The organism is Williamsia sp. M5A3_1d, from assembly GCF_053345315.1.
The window spans coordinates 965,834-984,250 of the sequence record NZ_JBKEZX010000001.1 but is presented as its reverse complement, the minus strand read 5'-3'; the positions used below and the strand labels follow the sequence as shown (position 1 = coordinate 984,250).

The 18,417-nt window shown below is 68.2% G+C and carries 19 protein-coding genes; 7 read left to right on the top strand and 12 right to left on the bottom strand.

Going from position 1 to position 18,417, the window contains the following annotated elements; all coding sequences use genetic code 11:
• The first annotated feature begins 143 nt into the window (after positions 1-143).
• Positions 144-1,664, top strand: a complete 1,521-nt coding sequence (locus ACLBW1_RS04545) for an MFS transporter (RefSeq protein ID WP_447810339.1) — start codon at positions 144-146, stop codon at positions 1,662-1,664.
• 62 nt (positions 1,665-1,726) lie between these two features.
• Here the strand turns inward: ACLBW1_RS04545 and ACLBW1_RS04540 are convergent, their stop codons facing one another.
• A complete protein-coding gene (locus ACLBW1_RS04540) occupies positions 1,727-2,506 on the bottom strand; it encodes an SDR family NAD(P)-dependent oxidoreductase (RefSeq protein ID WP_447810338.1) in 780 nt (259 codons plus the stop codon).
• On the bottom strand, positions 2,503-3,222 hold the full coding sequence (locus tag ACLBW1_RS04535) for an SDR family oxidoreductase (RefSeq protein WP_447810336.1): 720 nt from the start codon (positions 3,220-3,222) through the stop codon (positions 2,503-2,505). Before ACLBW1_RS04535 ends, ACLBW1_RS04540 begins: the two co-directional genes overlap by 4 nt.
• 99 nt (positions 3,223-3,321) lie before the next feature.
• Between ACLBW1_RS04535 and ACLBW1_RS04530 the strand changes: the two genes are divergently transcribed.
• Positions 3,322-3,678 carry a winged helix-turn-helix transcriptional regulator gene (locus ACLBW1_RS04530; RefSeq protein WP_447810335.1) on the top strand — a complete coding sequence of 119 codons (357 nt, stop codon included), beginning with the start codon at positions 3,322-3,324 and terminating at the stop codon, positions 3,676-3,678.
• A 12-nt stretch (positions 3,679-3,690) separates the two neighbouring features.
• Here the strand turns inward: ACLBW1_RS04530 and clpB are convergent, their stop codons facing one another.
• The 3 genes from clpB to ACLBW1_RS04515 form a co-directional block, all read right to left on the bottom strand.
• Positions 3,691-6,255, bottom strand: a complete 2,565-nt coding sequence (gene clpB / locus ACLBW1_RS04525; protein ID WP_447810334.1) for an ATP-dependent chaperone ClpB — start codon at positions 6,253-6,255, stop codon at positions 3,691-3,693.
• A gap of 175 nt (positions 6,256-6,430) precedes the next feature.
• Positions 6,431-7,579, bottom strand: a complete 1,149-nt coding sequence (locus tag ACLBW1_RS04520; protein WP_447810333.1) for a TerD family protein — start codon at positions 7,577-7,579, stop codon at positions 6,431-6,433.
• A 73-nt stretch (positions 7,580-7,652) separates the two neighbouring features.
• Positions 7,653-8,474, bottom strand: a complete 822-nt coding sequence (locus ACLBW1_RS04515) for a DUF1707 SHOCT-like domain-containing protein (RefSeq protein ID WP_447810332.1) — start codon at positions 8,472-8,474, stop codon at positions 7,653-7,655.
• 191 nt (positions 8,475-8,665) lie between these two features.
• Here ACLBW1_RS04515 and ACLBW1_RS04510 point away from each other — a divergent pair, with 191 nt between their 5' ends.
• Positions 8,666-9,256, top strand: coding sequence for a hypothetical protein (locus tag ACLBW1_RS04510; protein WP_447810331.1), 591 nt, complete (start codon positions 8,666-8,668; stop codon positions 9,254-9,256).
• A gap of 31 nt (positions 9,257-9,287) precedes the next feature.
• Here ACLBW1_RS04510 and ACLBW1_RS04505 read toward each other — a convergent pair whose 3' ends face one another.
• From ACLBW1_RS04505 to ACLBW1_RS04485, 5 genes are all read right to left on the bottom strand, one after another.
• Positions 9,288-9,803, bottom strand: a complete 516-nt coding sequence (locus tag ACLBW1_RS04505) for a PaaI family thioesterase (RefSeq protein WP_447810330.1) — start codon at positions 9,801-9,803, stop codon at positions 9,288-9,290.
• 70 nt (positions 9,804-9,873) lie between these two features.
• Positions 9,874-11,340, bottom strand: coding sequence for an MFS transporter (locus tag ACLBW1_RS04500; RefSeq protein WP_447810329.1), 1,467 nt, complete (start codon positions 11,338-11,340; stop codon positions 9,874-9,876).
• 82 nt (positions 11,341-11,422) lie between these two features.
• Entirely contained in the window at positions 11,423-12,025 is a 603-nt protein-coding gene (locus ACLBW1_RS04495; protein WP_447810328.1) for a DinB family protein, read from the bottom strand.
• Positions 12,026-12,063: 38 nt separating this feature from the next.
• Complete coding sequence (locus ACLBW1_RS04490) at positions 12,064-12,522, bottom strand: MarR family winged helix-turn-helix transcriptional regulator (protein WP_447810327.1); 459 nt, start codon at positions 12,520-12,522, stop codon at positions 12,064-12,066.
• Positions 12,519-12,938 carry a hypothetical protein gene (locus tag ACLBW1_RS04485; RefSeq protein WP_447810325.1) on the bottom strand — a complete coding sequence of 140 codons (420 nt, stop codon included), beginning with the start codon at positions 12,936-12,938 and terminating at the stop codon, positions 12,519-12,521. Before ACLBW1_RS04485 ends, ACLBW1_RS04490 begins: the two co-directional genes overlap by 4 nt.
• Before the next feature lie 99 nt (positions 12,939-13,037).
• Between ACLBW1_RS04485 and ACLBW1_RS04480 the strand changes: the two genes are divergently transcribed.
• Positions 13,038-13,751: a hypothetical protein gene (locus tag ACLBW1_RS04480; protein WP_447810323.1), complete on the top strand. Its 714-nt coding sequence runs from the start codon at positions 13,038-13,040 to the stop codon at positions 13,749-13,751.
• A 10-nt stretch (positions 13,752-13,761) separates the two neighbouring features.
• Here the strand turns inward: ACLBW1_RS04480 and ACLBW1_RS04475 are convergent, their stop codons facing one another.
• Both ACLBW1_RS04475 and ACLBW1_RS04470 read right to left on the bottom strand, forming a co-directional pair.
• A complete protein-coding gene (locus tag ACLBW1_RS04475) occupies positions 13,762-14,274 on the bottom strand; it encodes a hypothetical protein (protein WP_447810322.1) in 513 nt (170 codons plus the stop codon).
• Positions 14,275-14,366: 92 nt separating this feature from the next.
• Positions 14,367-15,008, bottom strand: coding sequence for an MBL fold metallo-hydrolase (locus ACLBW1_RS04470; protein ID WP_447810321.1), 642 nt, complete (start codon positions 15,006-15,008; stop codon positions 14,367-14,369).
• Between the two features lie 156 nt (positions 15,009-15,164).
• On the opposite strand from ACLBW1_RS04470, the gene ACLBW1_RS04465 reads away from it, so the two are divergent.
• From ACLBW1_RS04465 to ACLBW1_RS04455, 3 genes are all read left to right on the top strand, one after another.
• Positions 15,165-15,581 carry a DUF732 domain-containing protein gene (locus ACLBW1_RS04465; protein ID WP_447810319.1) on the top strand — a complete coding sequence of 139 codons (417 nt, stop codon included), beginning with the start codon at positions 15,165-15,167 and terminating at the stop codon, positions 15,579-15,581.
• A 226-nt stretch (positions 15,582-15,807) separates the two neighbouring features.
• A complete protein-coding gene (locus ACLBW1_RS04460; protein WP_447810318.1) occupies positions 15,808-17,556 on the top strand; it encodes a pyruvate dehydrogenase in 1,749 nt (582 codons plus the stop codon).
• A 97-nt stretch (positions 17,557-17,653) separates the two neighbouring features.
• On the top strand, positions 17,654-18,400 hold the full coding sequence (locus tag ACLBW1_RS04455; RefSeq protein WP_447810317.1) for a MerR family transcriptional regulator: 747 nt from the start codon (positions 17,654-17,656) through the stop codon (positions 18,398-18,400).
• The last annotated feature ends 17 nt before the right edge of the window (positions 18,401-18,417 follow it).

Sequence of the window (18,417 nt, the reverse complement as noted above, 5' to 3'; positions counted from 1 at the left end):
GCCCCATCGTACCCGTCCGGCCCCGCCAAGCGGCGAGAACCGTCAAATGTCACTTGCTGCCTTCTGGCGCTTGACGCCAACTGTCTGAGCCTGCCACTATTGCCAGGCGCCGCCTGGCACACCCTCTCCAGATTCGAGGAATCGTGGCAACCACCAATCCCCCAGAACTCGTCGACACAGAACTCGTCGACACCATCCGATCGGCGGACACGTCGGTCGCCGAGCCGAAGAACAACCGCAAGTGGTGGGCGCTGGGCATCATCGCTCTCGCCCAGCTGATGGTCGTTCTCGATGCGACGATCATCACGATCGCCCTCCCGTTCGCCCAGACCGATCTCGAGATCTCCGACGCCAATCGCCAGTGGGCGCTCACCGCCTACACGCTGCTGTTCGGCGGGCTGCTGCTCCTCGGCGGTCGGATGGCCGACTACCTCGGTCGACGCAAGATGTTCCTGATCGGCCTCGCCGGGTTCGCCTTGTCCTCTGCCGCAGCGGGTCTCGCGTGGAACGGTGCCTCGTTCTTCGCCGGTCGCGCACTGCAGGGCGTCTTCGCCGCCATGCTCGCCCCGGCCGCCCTGTCGCTCATCACCGTCACGTTCACCGAGCAGAAGGAACGCGCACGGGCACTCGCCGTGTACGCCGGCGTGTCCGGCGGCGGTGCTGCGATCGGCCTCATCGCCGGCGGCGCCCTGACCGAGTTCTTCTCCTGGCGATGGACGTTGCTCATCAACACCCCGATCGCCCTGGTCGCCGCCATCGGCGGACTGATCCTCGTGATCAAGGACAAGCCCAGTGTTCGCACGGGTGGATACGACCTGCCGGGTGCGATCACCGTGACCGCCGCGCTGGTCAGTCTCGTCTACGGCTTCACGAAGGCGGCCGAATCGGGTTGGGGCGCAGCGTCGACGGTGTCGCTGCTCGTCGCCGGCGTCGTGCTCCTCGCGGCGTTCATCGCCATCGAGATGCGGGTGTCGAACCCGCTGCTGCCGCTGCGCATCCCGGGTGAGATCAATCGTGGTGGCGCGTTCCTGATCTCGTTCATCGTGCCCATCCCCATGTTCGCGATGTTCCTGTTCCTGAGCTACTACTTCCAGAACACCCTGGGCGAGACCCCGCTGCGCACCGGTGTGTTGTTCCTGCCCTTCCCGATCTTCATCGTGATCGGCGCAGGCCTGGCCAGTTCGCTTCTCCCGCGGTTCGGTCCGCGCGCGCTGCTGGTCGGCGGATCGGGCATGGCCACAGCGGGTCTGCTCTACCTCGCTCAGCTCGACGTGAACTCGACGTGGTTGGTGAACGTGCTGCCGTCGATGATCCTCATCGCCGCGGGCATGGGCCTGGTGTTCGTCTCCATGCAGACCGTCGCACTGCACCGCGTCGACGCCGACGACTCCGGCGTGGCCAGCGCGCTGGTCAACACCACCCAGCAGATCGGCGGGTCGATCGGGCTCGCGCTGCTCAGCACGATCGTCGCGCAGGTGTTCACCGGCCGTCCGAACCTGAACACCCCGGACGGACTGAAGGCCGCGAACATCTACAGCTACGACGTCGCCTTCTACTCCGGTGCGGGTTTCATGGCGGCCGCGCTCGTGGTGGCGCTGGTGTTCATCCGGATGCGCAAGCAGGATCTCGCCGACGAGTCGCCGGATCCCCTGCTCGTCGCCTGATCCACAGACCGCACACGAAGGGCCGCCTCTACTCGAGGCGGCCCTTCGTCGGTGTGCGAGCGCTACTCGACGTGCGGCTGACCGGTCGAGGCGCTGGTTCCGCCGTCGACGGTGAGCATGGTGCCGGTGATGTAGCGGGCGTCGTCGGAGGCGAGGAACAGCACCGCGGGTGCGACGTCGTCGGGCTCACCGGGCCGACCCAGCGCGATCCGGTTGACGAACGGCGCCAACGCCTTCTTGTCGCGGGCCATGCCCTCGGTCATCTCGGTGAGGGTGAACGCCGGTCCGACGGCGTTGATCCGCACGCCGCGGCCGCCGTAGTCCAGGGCCAACGACTTCACGAACCCGTTGACCGCATGTTTGGTCGCGTTGTACGCCGCCTGCCCCCAGTCGCCGGCAATCCCGGACACCGACGACACCGCCACGAGGTTGCCGCCGGTCTTCACCAGTTCGGGCAGCGTCGCCTGCGCGATGTGCACGAAGCCGTCGATGTTGACCCCTCGCAGTAGAGCCCAGTTGTCGTCGGTGAGGTCGGCGATGTCGCCGCCACCGTCGTGGACGCCGGCGTTGCTCACGACGACGTCGATACGCCCGAACTTCTCGAGTGTCGCCGAGACCAGTGCGTCGACGTCGGCCCGCCGGGCCACATCGGCGGTGACGACGAGGGCGCGATCATCACCGGCGTCGCCGACGGCGTCCTCCAGGGGTTCGCGACGGCGGCCGGTCGCCACGACCTTCGCGCCGTTGGCGAGGAAGGCACGTGCGATGGCCCGGCCGATCCCGGTTCCGGCGCCGGTGACGACGACGACCTTGTCGGCGACTGCATAGGTGTTGGTGGTCATGCGCTGCGTGCGCCTCCCTCGACGTGGATGGTCTCGCCGCTGACGAAGCCGGCGGTCAACAACCATGTTGCCGCATCGACGATGTCGGCGGTCGCGCCGACGCGGCCGGCCGGGACGCTGCCTGCGACACCCTCGAACAACGCCGTCCGGTCGGCGTCGGGCATGCCGTCCCACTGACCGGAGTCGACGATGCCCGGCGATATCGCGTTGACGCGGATCGGCGCGAGTTCCTTCGCGAGGTGGCTCGCGGTGAACGACACGGCGCCGTTGGTGATGCCCATGATCGCCTTGCCCGGCGACGGCTTCCACGCCGCGACCCCGGAGAACAGGATGATCGAGCCCGTCGGCGGCATGGTCGGCGCAAAGTGTTTGGCCAGCAGGAGCGGTCCGATGACCTTCGCCTCGAAGGCGGTGACCGTGGCGTCGTGGTCGAGATCGGCGACGGGCACATTGTGGTGCGCCGCGGCCAGCGACACGATGTGGTCGACCGCTCCGAGTTCGGCGGCCGCCGCGGTGATGGACGCCTCGTCGGTGACGTCGATGGCGATACCGCGGGCCCCGGCCAGGGAGGAGGCGGCCTTCGCCGCAGCGTCACCGTCTCGGGCCCCGATCACCGCATGTGCCCCGAGTTCGGCTGCGCGCGTGGCGATCGCGAGCCCCAGATTCTTCGCACCGCCGACCACGAGGATGGTCGCTCCGGTCAGTTCGTCACTCATGGATGTCCCCTGTCGATGTCGTCGTAGACTTGCACCGAAAACGGTATGGATTTGATACCGGTATCTACAACGAAACCGACCCCCACCAGGAGAGACGCGATGTCGAAGGCCTACACCGTGATGGCCCCGACCTGCCCGAGCCGGGTGGTGCTGCACCGCATCGGCGCGCGCTGGACGGTCTTCGTGGTCACCGCGCTGGCGGAGGGCCCGATGCGTTTCAGCGAACTCAAGGCCCACATCCAGGGCATCACCCCGAAGGTCCTCACCGAGACCCTCCGCGCGCTGCATCACGACGGACTCGTCGAACGCACCGACTTCGGCGGGCAACCGCCGCACGTCGAGTACGCGCTGACCGACCTCGGACGGTCACTGCTCGAGCCGCTGGCCGCCGTCCGGGAGTGGGCGGAGACCCACGTCCCGGACGTGCAGGCGGCCAACGCCCGACACAGTGGCTAGACCGGGCTCGATCTAACCCAGGACCAGACTCTCGCCGTCGGCAGAGACGTTGACCGGCACCACGTCGCCGTCGTGGATGTCGCCGGCCAGCAGCCCTCGGGCGAGCTGGTCGCCGATCGACTTCTGCACCAGTCGGCGCAGCGGCCGGGCACCGTAGAGCGGATCGAACCCTCGTGCGGCGAGCCAGCGCTTGGCGTTGGTCGACACCTCGAGGTCGAGGCGCCGCTGGGCGAGTCGGGTCTTGAGCTGACCGATCTGGATGTCGACGATCGACGTCAACTCCTCGGGGTTGAGCCCGTCGAAGATCAACACGTCGTCGAGCCGGTTGATGAACTCGGGCTTGAACGCCGAGCGCACCGCCGTCATCACCTGCTCCTCGCTGCCACCGGCACCGAGATTCGAGGTGAGGATCAGGATCGTGTTGCGGAAGTCGACCGTTCGTCCCTGACCGTCGGTGAGCCGGCCCTCGTCGAGCACCTGCAGCAGGATGTCGAACACATCGGGATGCGCCTTCTCGATCTCGTCGAAGAGCACCACCGTGTAGGGGCGTCGCCGCACCGCCTCGGTGAGCTGACCACCCGCCTCGTACCCGACATAGCCCGGAGGGGCACCGACGAGCCTTGCGACACTGTGCTTCTCGCCGTACTCGCTCATGTCGATACGCACCATGGCGTGCTCGTCGTCGAACATGAACTCGGCCAACGCTTTCGCGAGCTCGGTCTTGCCGACGCCCGTGGGCCCGAGGAACATGAACGAGCCCAGCGGACGGTTCGGGTCGGCGACACCGGCGCGGGAACGCCGCACCGCGTCGGACACGGCCTCGACCGCCTTACGTTGGCCGACGACGCGCGCACCGATCTCGTCCTCCATGCGCAGCAGCTTCGCGACCTCGCCCTCGAGCATGCGGCCGGCGGGCATCCCGGTCCACGCCGAGACGACCTCGGCGACGTCGTCGGGGCCGACCTCCTCCTTGAGCATCACCGAATCACCTGCGGGCACGCTCTTCTCGGCGGCGACCGCCAGTTCCTTCTCCAGCGCCGGGATCTGGCCGTATCGCAGCTCGGCGGCCCGACCGAGATCACCGTCGCGTTCGGCGCGGTCGGACTCGCCGCGCAGCGCCTCGAGCTTCTCCTTCAGGTCGCGGACACCGTCGATGGCCTGCTTCTCGCCCTGCCACCGCGCCGAGAGCTCGTTGAGCTTCTCGCGCTGGTCGGCGAGTTCACGACGCAGCTTGTCCAGCCGCTGCTTCGACGCCTCGTCGGTCTCGTTCGACAACGCGACCTCCTCGACCTCCAGCCGCCGCACGATGCGCTCGACCTCGTCGATCTCCACCGGCCGCGAGTCGATCTCCATGCGCAGGCGCGAAGCGGCCTCGTCGACGAGGTCGATCGCCTTGTCGGGCAGGAAGCGTGAGGTGATGTAGCGGTCGCTCAGCGACGCCGCGGCCACCAGGGCCGAGTCGGTGATGCGGACACCGTGATGCACCTCGTACCGTTCCTTGAGTCCACGCAGGATGCCGACGGCGTCCTCGACCGAGGGCTCACCGACGTACACCTGCTGGAACCGTCGCTCCAGCGCGGCGTCCTTCTCGATGTACTTGCGGTATTCCTCGAGCGTGGTCGCGCCGACCAGTCGGAGCTCGCCACGGGCGAGCATCGGCTTGATCATGTTGCCCGCATCCATCGCGGAATCGCCGGTCGCGCCGGCCCCGACGATGGTGTGCAGCTCGTCGATGAACGTGATGACCTGCCCCGCAGAGCCTTTGATCTCCTCCAGGACAGCCTTCAGACGTTCCTCGAACTCGCCGCGGTACTTGGCGCCGGCGACCATCGACGACATGTCGAGGCTGACGACGGTCTTGTCGCGCAGACTCTCCGGCACGTCGCCGGCGATGATTCGCTGCGCGAGACCCTCGACGATGGCGGTCTTGCCGACACCGGGTTCACCGATGAGCACGGGGTTGTTCTTGGTGCGGCGGCTGAGCACCTGCACCACGCGTCGGATCTCGGTGTCGCGGCCGATGACCGGATCGAGCTTGCCCTCGCGGGCCTGCGCGGTGAGATCGGTGGAGTACTTCTCGAGCGCCTGGTACGTCGATTCCGGGTCCGGCGAGGTGACGCGCGCGCTGCCACGCACGGCGACGAACGCGTCGCGCAGGGCCTGCGGGGTCGCCCCGACATCGGCGAGGAGCTTCGCGACATCTCCGTCGCCGGTGGCGAGACCCACCACGAGGTGCTCGGTCGAGACGTATTCGTCGCTGAGCTCGCCGGCCAGCTGCTGGGCGGCGGTGATGGCCGCGATCGTCTCGCGGGTGAGTTGCGGTGCGGAGCTGCTGCCCGACGCCGTCGGCATCCGGGACACCAGGTTCGCGGCCTGCGCCTTCACCGATGCGGGGTCGACACCGACCGCCTTCAGAAGGGGGGAGGCGATCCCGTCGGGCTGATCGAGCAGTTCGACCAGGACGTGTGCGGGGCGCACGTCGGGGTTACCGGCGGCGGTGGCCGCCTGCACCGCGGCCGACAATGCGGCCTGCGTCTTGGTGGTCGGGTTGAACCCGCCGGAGTTGGGGTTGGTCATGGGCTCACCTTTCTTGAGTGAGGTTCGTGCATGTTTCGTGGTCCATCGGGCTTGCGAGGCCCGTTACAGACCTCAACGCGAACTTACTTGAGTCTGTTCCGCTCAAGTATGCGGATGCGGGAGGGTTCGCGCAACAACGGCCACCGCACCGCGGATGAGCACATCCGCGATCGGCTCACTTCGAGCCACGGGCCCACTTCATCCCCCACCCGTACGCCTCGTCGAGCTTGCGCTGGCCGCCGTTGATGTAGCGGACCTCGCGGGTGATGCTCAACTCGCCCCCGCGGACCTCCAGCACCGCGATGGCACAGGTCATGGCCGTGTTGTCCGCACTGTCGAGACGGACCTCGACTTCGGCGCCCCCTGGCGGGAAGAGCGTCACCACGCCGTCGGCGGTCGACCAGTTCGGCGTGCCCTCGTAGATGAACGCGAACACCAGGACCCGACGGAACTCGGCGAGATGCGACAGGTCGATCAGGAGGTTCTCGCCCCCGGACACGGTTCCGCTGCGGTCGTCGCCGTCGAGCAGGATCCACGGCGGGCCGGTGAGGCTGCCGAAGGAGTTGCCGAGCGCCTGCACCACGCCCCTGGTGCCGTCGGTCAGCTCATAGAGGCATCCGAGGTCGAGATCGACACCGCCGGTCTGCTTACGGAACAGGCCGCCCTTCACGGCGCCGCGACTCCAGTTCAGGTTGATACGCATGGTGCCGCTCGGCTTGTCGCGCACCTTGGCCAGCGAGATCGTCGGCGCCGATTTCGTGAGCGTGATCTTCCCCAGGTTCACCGGCGGTGTCGCGGCGGGTGGCGGTGTCGGGGCTGCCGGTGGAGAAGCCGCGGGTGCGTCGTCGACGCTGACGCCGTGTTCGGTCACCAGCGCCGTGAAGCCGGCGTCCCAGCCTGCGGAGACGTTGCGGATCTTCCACGCCCCGCCACGCCGGTAGATCTCGGTGAGGACGGCCGCGCGTTCGGTGGTCAGACCCATCGCCGGCAGGTCGACGCCGCCGATCGTGACGGAGAGGCCACCGACGTCGGCCAGGGTCCCGGGCGCCGAGTCGTCGAGCACCACGGCGAGCCGGAGGGTGTGCACGTCGGTCGGCGCGGCATCCAGATCCACCTCGACTGCGTCGGCTCCGGCGAGCCGTACCGCACCGCCGGGCGCCACCGGGTTGTTGAAGAACACGAAGTCGTCGTCGGTGCGGACACGACCGGCCTCGGTCACACAGAACACCATGAGGTCACACGTCCCCGCCGACGGTCCCGACACCGACGCCGTGAACCGGCGTTCGTCGAGTGGGCCGTTCGCGCCGCGCGTCAGGATCGTCATGTCACGACCGTAGCCGCACCGGTCAGTTGTCCGAGGCGCCAGCCTGATTCGCCCGTCGACCGGTTCGTGCGACCTAGCAACCCCAACCGCACCGTTCGACACCTTCGACCGTGCCGTCGAGATGAGACACCAGATGCGAATCGATACCCAAGTCGTTGACGCCCATCCAGATCTCGCCCCCGTCGTCACCGCCGACGGTGACGCGGAACTGCTCGCGCCCGGCGTTCGCGGGCGTGAGGCCCAGACGCTGCGGTGCTGACGCGATCAGCGTCGCGACACGGTCGGCGTCGATGCGCGCCAGGTCGACCGGCGCGTTCGAGTTGCTGACCGACAGGCCGTTGTAGAACTCCGGGGAATGGAACTCGCCGCCCGGCGAGTAGTCGTAGTGCGTGCTGCCGGTCGGGGATGCGGGATCGACCACATGGAGGACCGCATGGTCTCGGTAGAGGTGGATCCCCTCGACGGTGGTGGTGTGGAACCGGTCTAGCGTGGCGTCGACGACCTCGCGTATCCCGTCGGCGGTGAACATGTCGCCTGCGATCAACGGATCGCTCGCGACCGCGGGCGTTGCCGAGGGTTCGTCGCCGGGCACCACGGCCACGAGGGTCACGGCGACCGCCGCCGCCGCGGCAACGATGCCCGACGCGGCGATGACCCGCCGACGCCGCCACCACGACTGCGGCGTCGGCGGGGCGGGCAGTCGATCCGTCGATTGCAGATCCGCGGTCAGCGCCCCGAGCTCGCCGAGGGTGGCCGCCGATCCCGCGACGCCGACACGACGGCGGTACTCGCCGTAGTCGAGTTGACCGTCCATCAGTGCGTCGTCGAGCGCGGCGAGAACCGACACGCGGTCGACGTCGCGCGCACGTGTCGGTTCGTCGGGGTTCGTGGTCACTGCTCGGTTCGCCTCACTGTCGCGGGTAACGGGACGTACCGGGTATTCGCCCAGTTCGCGGCGTGCGTTACGGCCTTCGGACAGGTTGTTCGTGTGTCACGGTAACGGAGAGGAGGATTGCGACGACAGTGGTGGTACAGGACAGTTCCAGGCCCCGCCTCGCGGGGTCTCGCCCCCATCGAGGAGACACCTTGACCCATCGCCTGCTCGCCCCCATCACCGTCGCCGTGGCCGTGGCCGCGCTCGCCGGATGCGGGTCGACCGACAACAGCGCCACCACAGCCACCTCGACGGTGACCGTCACCCGCTCTGCCGCGCCGTCGACACAGGCGACCGCCGTGGCGGATCCACCGGTGGTCACCGAGACGGTCACCAGCACCGAGAGGCCCACCGACCCGACGGCCGTCGACACCGCGGGCGGCGAACAGGGCGGGACGACTGCATCGGCCTTCGTGGGCCACTATCAACGCCACTCGAGCACACTCGACCTCGCGGCCGATGGGACCGGGCAGATTCTGGAAGGTGACGGGGCGGTCGACGGCGAGACATGGTCCGTCACATGGCAACCTGCCGGTCCGGGTATCTCGATCACCTACCAGCGCCTGATCCGCAAGACCGGTGTCGGCCTCTATCGTCATCCCGCTGCGGGACTCGAGATCGGTGCGACCTACGGAACCGGCGTCACCGGCAACCGAGTGCTCGCGGTGTCGCAGCCCGCACCGCGGACCCCCACCATCATCTGGTGCCTGCCTCGCACCCCATCCCCCGAGTGCGGCGCCTGACAGTCATCAGACCGCCCGCGGCGGTACGCCGTCACCGTGGACCAGGGGGCACCGATTGCGCGGTGTCGTTGCTGCGCAACCTGATCCGCATCGTGTGATCGGCGCCCGCGACCACGGCGCCCGTGGAGTCCACTATGTCGACGTGGTGGATGACCTGCGTGACACCGTCTCGGGTGGCCTGGTCGCGGATGCGCTGTGCCTCGTCGTGAGGTAGCTCGACGCGGAGTTCGAGTCGACCGCGGCCCGGCGCCTGGAATTCGATGCTCGCCGCCTTGGTCCACACCTCGAACCGACGGCCGAGCTGCGCGGCGAGCATCATCCCGTAGAGGACATCGGTGGCCGAGAAGAGCGCTCCCCCGAACGCTGCGCCGTGCAGGTTCGCCGTCCACGGGTAGACGCGGACCGTGATCGCCCCGGAGGTCCAGTCGTCGGCGATGTGCGAGACACGCACGCCCGCTCCGAGGAGCGGCGGGTAGAGCCCGACCAGCAGTCGGAACCTCGACGGCTTGTAGAGCCAGCCGTGGAACACGGTCTTGTTGTTGCTCATACCCGCCATTGTCGGCCAGGTTGCGTCGGCTGTGTCGCCGCCCTCGGATCCGTGGGCCCGTGCGTCGGTGTCAGACCGGGGTCGCTGCCTTCTCCGTCGTGCGCTGCGCGGTGACGGCATCGACGACGGCGATGAGCAATCCGACACCGACCAGCGCGGCGGCGACGGACAGACCGACCTGGAACGCCGGGGCGAAGTCGCCCCGCGAATCGGCGATCTTCGCGAAGAACACCGCACCGACGAGGGCGATACCCGCGGCCGACCCGATGCGCTGACCGGTCTGCAGGACCCCACCTGCGATGCCGGCGCGCTTCACCGGGACCTCGTCGAGGGTGAGGGTGACGTTGGGTGAGATCACGAAACCCGACCCGACGCCGGCGATCAGCAGCGGGATCGCAGCCGCCCACCCGACCCCGGAACCGGGGACGACCACCGACGCGACGACTGCACCGATCATTCCGACGAGCACCATGGCCAGTCCGACGGCGACGAGGCTGCGGCCGAATCGTCCGACGATCGATCCGCCGATGCGCGCCGACACCGCCGACCCGATCGCGAACGGCGTCACCGCGAGACCGGCCTGCAGGGCCGAATAGCCCAGTCCCTGCTGCACATACAGCGTGTACACGAAGAAGATCGTGGTGAACCCGGCGAAGTAGACGGTGCCGATGACGCAGCCGAGGGTGTACGAGCGCATCGAGAACAGCGAGAGGTCGACGAGCTGCTGATGCCCGCGTGCGCCCTGGCGCCGCTCCCACAGCACGAACGCCACCAGCAGCAGCACGGCCGGGATGAACAGCAGCCACTTGGCCGAGCCCTTCCACTGCTGCTCCTGCACCAGCGGCAGCATCACCGCGAGCACACCGAGTCCGAGGAGGACGACGCCGACCGGGTCGAACGACGAGGCGCGCAGCGGCTGGAGTGTCTCGGCGTCGCGCGACGGCAGCAACTTGATCGCGGCGACGAGCGCCACGGCCCCGATGGGCACGTTGACCATGAACACGTAGCGCCAGCCGTGCTCGACACCGCCGAGTTCGATGAGAACGCCGCCGAGCAACGGGCCGACGGCCGTCGAGATGCCGATGGTCGCGGCGAACAGACCGAACGCCTTGGCTCGCTCGGCGCCGCGGAAGAGCTGCTGGATCAGCCCCGACACCTGCGGGCTGAGGATGCCGCCCGCGAGGCCCTGGACGAGCCGGGCGATCACCAGGGTCAGCGGCCCCGTCGCCAAGCCGCATGCCGCCGAGGCGACCACGAACAGGATCAGACCGACGATGAACGTGGTCTTGCGTCCTCGCGCGTCGCCGATACGACCCGCCGGCACCAGGAAGAGTCCGAACGCCAACGCGTACCCCGACACCACCCACGAGAGATCGGCCGAGGACGCGCCGATCCCCTTCTCGATCGACGGGAGCGCCACGTTCACGATCGATACGTCGAGCAGGGTCATGAAGCCGACCGCGAGACAGACCGTGAGGGCGGTCCACCGACGCGGGTCCGGCTCGTAGGCCTCGGCGGGCACGGATGGGGAGGTCATGGTGTCGTGCAACACCGATGTCCGTTCTGGTCTTCCCGGCCACTTCTGCACTGCTGATCCGGCGCCGCCGGGGACCGAGCGGTCACATGGTGGTGCGGCCGTCGATGCTCTCGCGGATGATCTCGGCGTGCCCGGCATGCTGGGCGGTCTCCGACACCAGGTGGATCAGGACGCGCCGCACGCTCCACGACGCGCCGGGGGTGTTCCACGGCGCCTCGGGCAGCGGGGTCGTCCGGGACAGATCACCGGCCGAACCGATGACCTCCTCGGTGTGCGCCGCGACGTCCGCGTAGTGCGACAGCACCGACCCGAGGGTGTCGCCGGGCAGCATCTGGAAGTCGTTCTGACGGTCGATGGCCCACTGCGGCCAGGTGTGCGCTGTACCCGACATGATGTCGTCCCAGCTCACCCCGTCGGGAAGGTCGAGCGCGGTCGCCGCCGTGCCCTCGACGACGAAGCGCATCCAGTCGGCCTCCGTCGAGGCGACGTGCTTGATCAACCCGCCGAGACACAGGGCGCTTGCCGTCGGCCGGGCGGCGAGCTGTTCGTCGGTGAGGCCGTCGACCGTGCCGATGAGGAAGCCCCGCGCCTGCGCCAGTTCGGCGAGCAGTTCGCTGCGCTCGTCGGTGGCCGGCGCGGCGGTGGTGGTGTTCATGGTGGCTCCCTGTGTCTCGGTGGTGGTCATGAGAACAGCCTCACAGCAATTGCGGACAGCGGCGGTCCTCAACTCCGACCTCGATCGCGCTCCGCGTCGCTTGGCGCCAACCGGGTCAGCATCGCGATCGCGGCACGGCTGCCGACCGGGGTGAAGAAGTCGTGATCGACGTCTTCGACCACGACGACGGCCTGCTGCGCCAGTCGAGCACCGGCGGCGGTGGGGCGCACCGACCGCGCCCGGGCATCGACCGGGTCGGGGCGGCGCTCGACGAGCCCCTTGGTCTCGAGTAGGCGCAGCACCTGCGACGTCATCATCGCGTCGGTGCCCGCGTGGTCGGCGATGCGTCGCTGGGTGGGTGGCACCGTGTCGTTGTCGGTGAGCCACCAGGTGCTCGCCAACAGCACGAACTGCACGTGGGTGAGGCCGAGAGGTTTGAGCGCCGCGGTGATCGCGCGCTGCCAGGCGAGCGTGACCCTCCACAGCAGCAGTCCCGGACTCTCCGCGGGCGGGAGACTCGCGATCATCTGGCCTCGGCGATGCGCGCGAGACCGGCGATCACCGCACCGAAATCCTCCGACACCCCGGACCCGACGGCAGCACAGGTGTCGTCGTCGGCGCCGGTGACCTCGCAGCGGTAGGTGATCCGCGTCCGGTCGCCGTCGGCCTCGGCCACGTGCCGAACCCGCACCACGACGCCGGCGTCGGGAACCTCGGTCAGATCCTCGTATCCCCGACCGGGATCGACCCAGGTGATCTCGAACGGTAGTGATGAGCCGTCCGGGAACGTCATCCGCGCCCGCGCCCCGGGGGCGAACGCGTCGGTCATCTCGATGCTCTCGACACCGTCGTTCCATTCCGACCAGGTACCGACATCGACCCATCGTGCGTACAGCGCGCACGGGGACGCCGTGCTCTCACCGGTGATCTCGACACTCCACATGGCAACTCCCCACTCCGACGAATAGTATGCGCGCATACTATATCGGTCTTCGCCGACACCGCCGACTCATCCGGCCACCCGGGGCGCACAATCGCCGACATGACCGATCGCGACGGCGGAGACCGCCACCTCAGCCGACGCCTCGAGGCCGAGGCCCTCCCCGCCTGGCGCCGCATCACCGAGGGCGAGCCGCGGTGGGCTGCCGCGTTGGCGATCATCGCGGTGATCGCCTTGCAGCTGTCGCTGCCCGACCGACTCAACCTCTCGTCGCGATACCTCCTGCCGGCGATCGAGCTGGTTCTGCTGGTGATGCTGGTCATCGCGAACCCGCTGCGGATCAGCCGGGTGTCGCGTCCACTGCGGGCGGCGAGCCTGACGTTGATCGCGGTGGCCAGCATCGCCAACGCCTATGCGGCGGTGCGACTGGTCACCGACATCGTGTCCGGGGACCACAAGGTCTCTGCCGCTGCGCTTCTCGCCACCGGCGGCGCCGTGTATCTCACCAACGTCATCATCTTCGGACTCTGGTACTGGGATCTCGACCGCGGCGGACCGGCCACCCGCGCGGCGGGCACCCGGCAGTATCCGGACTTCCTGTTCCCCCAGATGACGACGCCCGACGTGTCCGACCCCGACTGGGAGCCACGCTTCGCCGACTACCTCTACGTGTCGTTCACCAACGCCACCGCCTTCAGCCCCACCGACACCATGCCGCTCAGTCGGTGGGCGAAGCTCGCGATGATGATCCAGTCGGTGATCGCGCTCGCGACGGTGGCGATGGTGCTCGCCCGCGCGATCAACATCCTGAACTGAGACCTGCCTGTCAGCCGATCATGTAGACGAGGCCCTTGCCCTCCGCGGCGAGTTCGGCCACGAACTGTTGCGCGCGAACCACATACGAGTTGATCGTCTCCGCATCCCAGTTCATCGGGCCACCGAGCGCGACGTCACCCTCGGCGACGGGATCGACGAGGACCACGTCGCGAGCGATGTCTGCGACCTCTCCCGGGCCGAGCACCTCGATCCACGGATCCCATCCCATGCCGCACGGTCTCACCGCGCCCGCGACGAGGTGGTACGACGGACGATCGCGGAAGAGTCGTTGGAGCACGGGATAGGCCTTGTCGAGATACAGCATCCGAGGCCGTTCCGACTCCGGCACCTCACCGATCGTGAACGTGCTCGCTCGAGGCTCGCCGTGGGACCGCGCCCAGCCGTCCCCTGCACCTCCCCATGCGTCCATCAGCGGATCCGGGGACAAGAACATCAGCGGCTCTGCACGCGCCTGCTCGATGAGGGCACCGTCGACCGGATATGCGTAGTAGCGAATTCCCATGCACGACAGCGTCGCAACGGGCACCGACCGATCGCGTTCCGACGGCGTCGACGGAGTCGGGTTGTCCACAGTTGGGGGCGCGTCCCCAGAACTCAGATCTCGATGACCGTTCCCGGCGTCGGCTGCTCGAGCGTCACCTCGGTGAGACCGTCGGTGCCGAGGAAGTTGTCGGCGAGGCTCTTGCCGACGTCGGAGAGCAACATCTCGTGGATCGCGATGGACCGGCGCGGGGCCACCGCGCGAATGAAATCGGCCGCCTCGCCGATCTTCATCCACGGCCCGCTGATGGGGACCAGCAGCACCTCGACATCGGCGTCGGGGACCTCGTAGGAGTCGCCGGGGTGGAACACCCGCCCGCCGAAGAGATAGCCGACGTTGTCGACGACCGGGATGTCGGCATGGATGACGGCATGGCGCTCGCCGTGGACGGTGACGTCGATGTCGCCGACGGAGAACGAGTCGCCCGCGGTGACCGTGGTGATGCGGTCGGCATGACCCTCGATCACGCCGGCGATCGACGGCGGGCCGTAGAGCGGCAGATCGGGACGCGCGCCGAGGGCATCGCCGATCTTCTCCACATCGAGGTGGTCGAAGTGCTCGTGGGTGATCAGCACCGCGTCGGCGCTCGCGAGCAGGTCGGCCGATTCCGACCCGAACGCGCCGGGGTCGACGAGGATCGTCGCCGATCCCGACTCGACGACCACGCAGGCGTGGGTGTGTTTGGTCAGCTTCATGGCAGCCTCCTGATCGGCGGGGATCGCGCTGATCACGAACCTACACATGGCCCGGACGGGTAACGGATTTGTCGCATTCGCGGAGGCCGCCGGACCGCTGGGCGATACTGATGGCCGCCGTCGAGATCCGACGGCGACAACAGATGTGGGGCACACATGAAGAAGCTGATCCTGGCCGCGATCGCCGCGAGCGCGCTGGTCCTGGCCGGGTGTTCGGACTCCGACACCCAGAACTCGAGCGACTCGGCCTCGAACGCAGCGACCAGCGCCGCCGACGACATCGGCAGCGCCGCCTCCAAAGCTGCCGACTCGGCGGGCAACGCCGCATCGAACACCCGCGACGCCGGGTTCGTCGCCGCACTGGGCGTCGCGAACCTGAAGTTCGGCAGCGACGACGACATGGTGGACGAGGCCAAGGACGTGTGCGAGGACCTCCAGGGCGGCAAGAGCGCCACCGAGGCCGCCGACAGCGTGAAGGACAAGTACAACGACGACGCCGGTAAGGCGCTCAACTTCGTCCGCACCGCGGTACCGCTCTACTGCGCCACCGAGACCGGCAAATTGATCGGCTAGATCGCCTCTCGAGAGGGTCGCTCAGGCGACCGCAGTCCGCGACGACGAGCGACCGATGGCGGTCGGGATCCCTCCGGCCGCCATCGTCGTGGCACGAGGCGCCGACCGTACGATGCCGCTCTCGTCGCCCGTGCCGCGCCGCGGCGCGACTAGCGTGGGTTCCGCCGAGCCCCTTCCCCACACCCCGGGGCGAGCTCCCATCCCACCTCTCACCAGGAGACTCCCCATGGCGACAACCATTGCCGATCAACTCATCCGCGGCCTCATCGATGCCGGCGTCACCCGCATCTACGGCATCGTCGGTGACAGTCTGAACCCCGTGGTCGACGCCGTCCGACGGTCCGGCGGCGCCGCCAAGGGCGGAATCGACTGGATCCACGTGCGCCACGAGGAGGCCGCAGCATTCGCCGCGGCCGCCGACGCACAGACCACCGGGCGCCTCGCCGTCTGTGCCGGGTCGTGTGGGCCCGGCAACCTCCACCTCATCAACGGCCTCTACGACGCGCACCGCTCCGGGGCACCCGTACTCGCGATCGCGTCGCACATCCCGAGCAGCGAGATCGGTTCGGGATACTTCCAGGAAACCCACCCCGACAGACTGTTCGGGGAGTGTTCGCTGTTCAACGAGCTGATCTCCACCGCCGATCAGGCGCCGCGGATGTTCCGTGCGGCCATCCACTCCGCCATCACCGGCAACGGCGTCGCGGTGATCACCCTGCCCGGCGACATCGCCGAGGAATCCGCCACCGCGGCAATGGATCCCCTGTCAATCCCCGAGGCGCCGATCGTCACCCCGCCCGCCACGGTCGTCGAGAAGCTGGCCGAAGCCATCAACTCCGCGGAGAAGGTCGCCATCTTCGCCGGATACGGCGTCAAGGGGGCCCACGACGACGTCGTCGCGCTGGCCGAGAAGATCAGCGCACCCATCGGACATTCGTTGCGCGGCAAGGAGTTCATCCAGTACGACAACCCCTTCGACGTCGGGATGACCGGCCTTCTCGGCTACGGCGCCGCCCACGCCGGCATCCACGACGCCGACCTGCTGCTCCTGCTGGGTACCGACTTCCCGTACTCGCAGTTCCTGCCCGAGGTCACCACGGCTCAGGTCGACATCGACGCCACGAAGATCGGCCGACGCACCGCGGTCGAGCTGCCCGTACACGGCGACGTCGGAGCAACGGTGCGCGCACTCGAGCCGCTGGTGCACCGCAAGACCGATCGTCGCTACCTCGACACGTGGCTGGACAAACACGACACGCTCATGAACAAGGTCGTCGGCGCGTACGCGAGCAACGCCGAGAAGCTGACCCCCATCCACCCCGAATACGCCGCGTCGATCCTCGACGACCTCGCCGCCGACGACGCGATCTTCACCACCGACACCGGCATGTGCAACGTGTGGACCGCGCGCTTCATCAACCCCACCGGTCGCCGGAAGTTCATCGCCTCGATGCTGCACGGGTCCATGGCCAACGCGCTCCCCCACGCCATCGGCGCGCAGTCGGCGCAGCCAGGGCGACAGGTCATCTCGGTCTCCGGTGACGGCGGGTTGTCGATGCTGCTGTCGGAGATCCTCACCGTCGCGATGTACAAGCTGCCGGTGAAGATCATGCTGTTCGACAACGCCACCCTCGGCATGGTGAAGGCGGAGATGCTCGTCGACGGACTAGCCGATTTCGGCGTCGATGTCGCACCGGTGGACTACGCCGCGATCGCCGACGCCGCCGGGATCCACGGTCGGCGGGTCACCGAACCCGGCGACATCGCCGCGGCGATGTCCGAGGCGTTTGCCCACGACGGACCGGCATTGGTGCAGCTCGTCACCGACCCGTTGGCGCTGTCGGTGCCGCCCAAGCTCACCGGTACCCAGCTCAAGGGGTTCGCCCTCGCGATGAGCAAGGTGGTGCTCAACGGTGGGATGGGTGAGGCCGTGAAGATGGCGAAGTCGAACCTGCGCAACGTTCCTCGTCCCTGATGTTGACCCTCACGTAGCGTGCGGCTCTAGCGTCCTCTTCGTCGGCCACACCTCGTGACCGACGAGAAGAGATGGTCACAGAGGAAGTGGTGACGGCATGGATGGGCCCGAGAAGCTCTACCGGGTAGGACAACTGGCGGAGCTCACCGGTCTCACGGTGCGGACTCTGCATCACTACGACGACATCGGACTGTTGAGCCCGTCGCGGCGCAGCGGCGCCGGCTACCGGCTCTACGCCGGCGACGACGTGACACGCCTCTACGAGATCCTGGCCCTGCGGCAGCTCGGGCTGTCGCAGGAACAGGTCGCCGGTGCCGTCACCGGCGAGACCTCGCTGGAGGCGATGCTCGTCGCGCATGCCGATCACGTCGATGCGCAGCTCGTGGCGATGCAGAGGCTGCAGGCCCATATGGCGACCGTCCTGGCGACGGTGCGTCAACGGGATCGGCCGACCGACACCGACCTCCTCGACCTCATCAGAAGGGTGATGACAGTGGATGCACGAGTGGAGGACTATTTCGACCCCGAGCAGCTGGCCGCGCTGGCAGTTCGTCGAGAAGAGTTGGGCGAGGAGCAGATCCGTGCGGTCGAGAACCGCTGGCCGTCGCTGATCGCCGAGGTCGATGCGGCGATCGCCGCGGGGATGGACCCCGCGTCCGAGGAGGCCGGCGCCCTCGCGGCCGAGTGGATGGGGCTGCTCGAACAGTTCCACGGCGGCGACCCGGGCCTGCGGGACGGGATGTACCGGATGCAGGAGGAGAACACCGAGGAGATCCAGAAGAACTTCGGTGGACCGACTCCCGAGCAGATCGACTTCATCCGGCGCGCGGGCGAGAACCGCTGACCGATCCCCGGTTCGCG

Excerpts from the sequence above, each read along its gene's own strand:
- ACLBW1_RS04460 (WP_447810318.1), top strand. The coding sequence starts at position 15,808 with ATGGCGACAACCATTGCCGATCAACTCATCCGCGGCCTCATCGATGCC.
- ACLBW1_RS04490 (WP_447810327.1), bottom strand. The coding sequence starts at position 12,522 with ATGATCGCGAGTCTCCCGCCCGCGGAGAGTCCGGGACTGCTGCTGTGG.
- ACLBW1_RS04505 (WP_447810330.1), bottom strand. The coding sequence starts at position 9,803 with ATGAGCAACAACAAGACCGTGTTCCACGGCTGGCTCTACAAGCCGTCG.
- clpB (WP_447810334.1), bottom strand. The coding sequence starts at position 6,255 with ATGACCAACCCCAACTCCGGCGGGTTCAACCCGACCACCAAGACGCAG.
- ACLBW1_RS04480 (WP_447810323.1), top strand. The coding sequence starts at position 13,038 with ATGACCGATCGCGACGGCGGAGACCGCCACCTCAGCCGACGCCTCGAG.
- ACLBW1_RS04485 (WP_447810325.1), bottom strand. The coding sequence starts at position 12,938 with ATGTGGAGTGTCGAGATCACCGGTGAGAGCACGGCGTCCCCGTGCGCG.
- ACLBW1_RS04530 (WP_447810335.1), top strand. The coding sequence starts at position 3,322 with ATGTCGAAGGCCTACACCGTGATGGCCCCGACCTGCCCGAGCCGGGTG.
- ACLBW1_RS04535 (WP_447810336.1), bottom strand. The coding sequence starts at position 3,222 with ATGAGTGACGAACTGACCGGAGCGACCATCCTCGTGGTCGGCGGTGCG.
- ACLBW1_RS04520 (WP_447810333.1), bottom strand. The coding sequence starts at position 7,579 with ATGACGATCCTGACGCGCGGCGCGAACGGCCCACTCGACGAACGCCGG.
- ACLBW1_RS04540 (WP_447810338.1), bottom strand. The coding sequence starts at position 2,506 with ATGACCACCAACACCTATGCAGTCGCCGACAAGGTCGTCGTCGTCACC.
- ACLBW1_RS04470 (WP_447810321.1), bottom strand. The coding sequence starts at position 15,008 with ATGAAGCTGACCAAACACACCCACGCCTGCGTGGTCGTCGAGTCGGGA.
- ACLBW1_RS04455 (WP_447810317.1), top strand. The coding sequence starts at position 17,654 with ATGGATGGGCCCGAGAAGCTCTACCGGGTAGGACAACTGGCGGAGCTC.
- ACLBW1_RS04500 (WP_447810329.1), bottom strand. The coding sequence starts at position 11,340 with ATGACCTCCCCATCCGTGCCCGCCGAGGCCTACGAGCCGGACCCGCGT.
- ACLBW1_RS04465 (WP_447810319.1), top strand. The coding sequence starts at position 15,165 with ATGAAGAAGCTGATCCTGGCCGCGATCGCCGCGAGCGCGCTGGTCCTG.
- ACLBW1_RS04475 (WP_447810322.1), bottom strand. The coding sequence starts at position 14,274 with ATGGGAATTCGCTACTACGCATATCCGGTCGACGGTGCCCTCATCGAG.
- ACLBW1_RS04495 (WP_447810328.1), bottom strand. The coding sequence starts at position 12,025 with ATGACCACCACCGAGACACAGGGAGCCACCATGAACACCACCACCGCC.